A 4,955-nucleotide genomic window follows, 5' to 3' on the forward strand; every position below is an offset into this window, starting at 1 on the left:
GCGCGCTGGTCGTCGGTCATCGTCAAAGGCGGAGCGATTCGGTACACACCTCAGCATAACAAACTACTGACAGTCATTTGAGAGTCACTACACTAGGGCAGGCCGTCTGGCCCCTGACGTGCGCGGATGAGATTCTCGGCACCCGCAGCGTCGCGGTCGATGTCGAGGTCACGCTCCGCTGCACCAGCGTGCGCGGCGCTCCGATGGTGAACAGTGGCGTCCCGGCACCCAGCACGACGGGCGCGAGGTGCAGCGTCAGCGCGTCGACCAGGCCGGCGTCGAGCGCCGAGCCGATCGTGGCGCCGCCGCCCATGAGGACGACGTCGAGGTCCTTGCCGCTGTCCGACGACGCCGCCTCGGCGCGCTCGCGCGCGGCGGTGACGGCGCCAGGCAGACCGGTGGTGACGAACGTCCAGTCGAGGTCGGTGAGCCGCACCGACTCCGGCGGCGAGCTCGTCACGACGACGAACGCGGGCTTGCCGACCTCGCCGGCGCCGTAGCCGGACTTGTCGTCCCAGCCGTTCGGCCCGTCGACCACGTCGAAGAGCCGGCGGCCGAGGACGACGGCGCCCGAGCGGGCGGTCGCCTCGCGCAGGACCCGGCGGTCGTCGGGGGCGTCGGAAAATGCCCAGGTGTGCAGGGCCTCGCCGCCGGTGCCCAGACCGTTGTCCGGGCCGGGGTCGGGCCCGGTGACGAAGCCGTCGAGGGAGACCGAGATGTCAGCGAGGATTCGAGTCATGCCAGGGCGGACCCGATCCGCCGCCCAAACTCATCGCTACTCATCGCTCTCTTTCTCTCCGTCGCCCATCGGCAGCAGGTGCAGGAGCGCAAAGGCGTGGGTCACGGCGAGATACACAAGGCGCAGCACGACAAATCATGATGCCGTCGATGCCCTGCACAGGCGGAGACAACAGGGTGAAGGGAGGCGCAGCCGAAGATCGGCGATCAAGCGCAACCTGGGCGGATGAATTATCGGCACCCGCAACCACCGACCGGGTGCGGGCGCCGATCACCGGGGACATGGCGCCGCAGGGCTGGGAGCCAGGCGAAGCCCAGCTGTGGGCCGACGCCTTCGAGTGGACATCGAAACCAGCGTCCCAGGGCAAGCGAGTTCGAGACCGGGCGGGTTGATGGCGGAGGTGGTCACTCGGTGTTCTCCTTGGAACGGGCCTCGTGCGGTACGGGGCAGGTGCCCGGCGCGAACGTGCCGAGTTCCGTGACCCGGTAGCCGTTCTTGTAGCCGCGTACGGTGGGCGACCGGCGGGCGAAGAAGGGCTCGTGGCGCGGTGGCAGCAGCCGTACGGCCCGGCCACGCAGCCGCATCCCGGCGCGTACCACCGCTCGCAACAGCGGGTTCGGGACCCGGTAGCCGAATGCCTTCAGCAGTGGGTCGTCCATGAGGCAGACCGTCGAGGCGCGCACGACGCGCCCCAGTGGGCCCGGGTACCACGAGGCGATCAGGCTCAGGGTGGCGTCGGAGACAGCAACACTGTTGTCGTCGTGGGTGAAGTGGGTGCGCTCGTAGTCGTCGAGGAGCTGTTCGAACTCCTCGTAGGTCTCCGGGATGTCCTGGATGTTCATGTGCGCGCCGAGCGAGCGGTAGTAGTTGGTGAAGGCGCGCACCTCGGTCGGGCAGTGGCGGCGCCAGCCGTAGGCGTCCATCCAGCGCTTGGGGACGACGACGAAGGTGGCCAGCACATACCGGAAGTCGTCGTTGGAGATCTCGTAGCGGCGGTGCATCTGGTTCATGCGGCGCACCGCCTCGCGGCCCTGCTGCGAGGCGATGCCGTGCTCGGCAACGGCGTCGAGGATGAGGACGGTGTCGTCGTACCGCTTCTGCGGGCGCTTCGTCAGCTCTCCTGTGGTGGCCAGGAGTTGGCCGACACTGGGTACGGCGTAGGTGCGGTAGAGGGCGAAGCTGAGGGCCTGGACGGTGTCCCAGGGGAATTCGTGGGCCGTGGAGATGCGGTGGATCTCCTCGTAGTCCCGCTCGGGGTCGAGATGTTCGATATGCCGGAGCCAGTGGTCGCGCCTGAGCCGCGTCATCGCTTCGCCCTCTCGGTCGTCGTGGGGCGAGATCCCGGCCGATGATCTCCTTCATGATCTCGGTGGTCCCGCCGTAGATGGTTTGGATCCGGGCGTCGAGGTAGGACCGCCCGATGGCGTACTCCGCGATGTAGCCGTAGCCGCCATGCAGCTGGAGGCAGCGAACGATCAGCCTGACACTCCTATCCGACGATCGTCCGCCGTTCATGAGAACCTGCACGTCGCAGGCCATGGATGGGGTTTTCGGCACCCGCAGGGCGGGGCCCAGTGGGCCTGATGGCACCCGCCACGGCTGATACGGGCGGGACCCCGACACGATGGCCGTCCTGATCCGGGTCACCGCCGCCAGCGAGGAGCACGCCGACGACGGCGACGCCGTCATCGTGTGCCGCGATGATCTCCCCGAGCGCGCCGCGGTCCCCCTGTACACGGGCTACACCGGCCAGCGCCGGCCCTGCACCCGCGGGCGCGTCGGCGGACGGTGACGGGACGCGACCGTCTACCACAAGATCCATCCCTCTTCTGGGTCTCATCTGTCGCGCCTTGAGACGGGACGGCGCAGGCTGTGGGGAGTGGGTAGGCCTATTCCCTGCCCGGGATCCAGGGAGGGACAGTGAGCAGAAGCGGCACGCGCTCCACCGTTCGAGGGGCTGAGCGACGGGCGTCAGCGTTGGCTTCCGCCCTCGTGGTGCTCGCTGCGACCGGGATCGCGGCAGCCATGTCGGCATGCGGCCCCTCGACGAGCAAGCCCAGCGGTGCGCAAGCTGCCGCCTCCTCCGCGGCCGCCTATGCCTCCCGGGCTGCGGCGTCCGCGGCGGCCCTGGCCTCCGAAGTGCCAAGTCCGGGCGTGACGAAGGTATTCACCGATGCATCGGCACTCCAGTCGGCTGCGGCGTCCCTGGCCACCTCACACCCCTCCTCGGTGGCCATGGCCTCTTCCCTGGAGGCCCGCGCGTCGGAGTTCGACGCGTCCGTCTCGGCTCAGGTTGAAAAGGCCCGCACATCGGCGGAGAAGGTGCTGAAGTCCGTTTCGGGTTCCGGCAACGCGATCGACGATGTGTCCATCACAGGGCTGCCGACCGCTACGAAAGCAGGCAAACGACTAGCGGTGGTGACCATCACCAATAGGACCCGCCAACCGGCCTCCTTCGCCGTACAGATTGATTTCATCGACAGCTCCGGCAAGACCGTCGAGAGCACCGTCGTCAGCGCCACCGACGTACCCCCGGGCGAGAAGGCCACACCCCTCGCCTCCGGGACCTCCACCGCGTCAGCACCCAAGATCGCCAAAGCGCAGCGCTACTGAACATCCGGGCATGCCGACTCTTTCCGCATCGGTGGCTGCACCTCTCGGTTGCACCCCCGCCGACATGACCAACCTCAACGCCCGCGAAGTCCTCTGGCGGCCGCGTGATGCACCACGGGACGCTCGCTAGCCTGGATCATGTACGGCCGCCGTCACGCAGGCGACTACGAACGCCTGCCTGCACTGTGAGGTCCTGATCACCTGGGCCGCTGTCGGCAACGGGTGAAACGAGGGCCACGTACGGCGGATGAAAAGTGAGCCACTCCGCGATCTCTTGATCATCCTGACTTCACTTGGTTGTGGAGGACAGGGAGGAAGAGAGGGTGATCCACGTGGAGGACTGGGCTGAGATCCGGCGTATGCACCGGACGGAGGGGCTGTCGGCCCGGGCAGTGGCCCGGCGGCTGGGGATTTCCAGGAACACCGTGTTGCGGGCTCTGGCCTCGGACCGGCCGCCGCAGTACCGGCGCCCGCTGAAGGGCTCGGCGGTGGACGCGGTCGAGCCGGCCGTGCGGGAACTGCTGAATCAGACCCCGACGATGCCCGTCACGGTGATCGCGGAGCGGATCGGCTGGCAGCACGGACTGACGATCCTGCGAGAGCGGGTGCGCGAGTTGCGACCGGCGTATCTGCCGGCGGATCCGGTCTCGCGGACGGTCTACGAGCCGGGCGAGCTCGCGCAGTGCGACCTGTGGTTCCCGCCGGTCGATGTCCCGCTCGGTTACGGTCAGAGCGGGCGCCCGCCGGTGCTGGTCATCGTGTCCGGCTACTCGCGGGTGATCACTGCCCGGATGCTGCCCTCGCGGCAGACAGGTGATCTGATCGACGGCCACTGGCGCCTGCTGACCGGCTGGCGAGCCGTGCCGAAGACGCTGGTCTGGGACAACGAGACTGGTGTCGGCAAGGGCAGGCTGACCAGTGAGTTCGCCGCGTTCGCGGGCCTGCTCGCCACCCGGGTGCACCTGTGCCGGCCCCGCGACCCGGAAGCGAAAGGGCTGGTGGAGCGGGCCAATGGCTATCTGGAGACCAGCTTCCTGCCCGGCCGCGTCTTCACCGGCCCGGACGATTTCAACGCCCAGCTGACGGCGTGGCTGCAGATCGCCAACCGGCGCCATCACCGCTCCATCGACGCCCGGCCGGTGGACCGCTGGGAGGCGGACCGCGCGGCGATGCTCACCATCCCACCGGTCGACCCGCCCCACTGGTGGCCGCTTCGCACCCGCCTGGGCCGTGACCACTACATCCGCGTCGACACCTGCGACTACTCCGTCCATCCCCGCGCGATCGGCCACGTGGTCCAGGTCCGCAGCGATATCGAGGAGATCACCGTGACCTGCGGCGAGGACGTGGTGGCCCGTCATGCCCGCTGCTGGGCCCGGCACCAGTCGGTCACCGACCCGGAACACGCCGCGGCTGCCCGTGTCCTGCGCGGCGAGGTGATTCACCAGCAGGCCGCCCGCGCGGCCGCCGCCCGAGCCGCAATCTGGGCCCCGAACAGCCTCGGCATCGAGGTCGAACAGCGCGAGCTGGGCACCTACGACCGCATGTTCACCCTCATCGAGGGCGGCGCCGGAAAGGAGGACACCTGATGTCCCGCACCGCC

Annotated in this window: 5 protein-coding genes and 2 pseudogenes; 4 read left to right on the forward strand and 3 right to left on the reverse strand. The window is 68.7% G+C overall.

Annotated features, from left to right (window positions below):
- Positions 1 to 73: 73 nt before the first annotated feature.
- From EFK10_RS13495 to EFK10_RS50105, 3 genes and pseudogenes are all read right to left on the reverse strand, one after another.
- Positions 74 to 739 carry a dihydrofolate reductase family protein gene (locus tag EFK10_RS13495; protein ID WP_240677201.1) on the reverse strand — a complete coding sequence of 222 codons (666 nt, stop codon included), beginning with the start codon at positions 737 to 739 and terminating at the stop codon, positions 74 to 76.
- A 404-nt stretch (positions 740 to 1,143) separates the two neighbouring features.
- Positions 1,144 to 2,046, reverse strand: a complete 903-nt coding sequence (locus EFK10_RS13500; protein WP_127355952.1) for an oxygenase MpaB family protein — start codon at positions 2,044 to 2,046, stop codon at positions 1,144 to 1,146.
- Between the two features lie 28 nt (positions 2,047 to 2,074).
- Positions 2,075 to 2,239 (reverse strand): annotated as a pseudogene (locus EFK10_RS50105) (acyl-CoA dehydrogenase family protein); the annotation flags it as partial.
- A gap of 124 nt (positions 2,240 to 2,363) precedes the next feature.
- On the opposite strand from EFK10_RS50105, the gene EFK10_RS47375 reads away from it, so the two are divergent.
- From EFK10_RS47375 to istA, 4 genes and pseudogenes are all read left to right on the forward strand, one after another.
- A complete protein-coding gene (locus EFK10_RS47375; RefSeq protein WP_164835976.1) occupies positions 2,364 to 2,531 on the forward strand; it encodes a hypothetical protein in 168 nt (55 codons plus the stop codon).
- 362 nt (positions 2,532 to 2,893) lie between these two features.
- Entirely contained in the window at positions 2,894 to 3,352 is a 459-nt protein-coding gene (locus EFK10_RS13510) for a hypothetical protein (RefSeq protein WP_127355953.1), read from the forward strand.
- A 120-nt stretch (positions 3,353 to 3,472) separates the two neighbouring features.
- Positions 3,473 to 3,566: pseudogene (locus EFK10_RS53240) on the forward strand (IS5-like element IS4811 family transposase); the annotation flags it as partial.
- A 109-nt stretch (positions 3,567 to 3,675) separates the two neighbouring features.
- On the forward strand, positions 3,676 to 4,941 hold the full coding sequence (gene istA / locus EFK10_RS13515; RefSeq protein WP_127355954.1) for an IS21 family transposase: 1,266 nt from the start codon (positions 3,676 to 3,678) through the stop codon (positions 4,939 to 4,941).
- Positions 4,942 to 4,955 lie beyond the last annotated feature (14 nt).

This window comes from Streptomyces soli, from assembly GCF_003999195.1.
GTDB classification, from domain to species: domain Bacteria; phylum Actinomycetota; class Actinomycetes; order Streptomycetales; family Streptomycetaceae; genus Actinacidiphila; species Actinacidiphila soli.

What these genes read in the sequence shown, in the direction of transcription:
- EFK10_RS13495 (WP_240677201.1), bottom strand. Translation starts at nt 739, where the DNA reads ATGACTCGAATCCTCGCTGACATCTCGGTCTCCCTCGACGGCTTCGTC.
- EFK10_RS13500 (WP_127355952.1), bottom strand. Translation starts at nt 2,046, where the DNA reads ATGACGCGGCTCAGGCGCGACCACTGGCTCCGGCATATCGAACATCTC.
- EFK10_RS47375 (WP_164835976.1), top strand. Translation starts at nt 2,364, where the DNA reads ATGGCCGTCCTGATCCGGGTCACCGCCGCCAGCGAGGAGCACGCCGAC.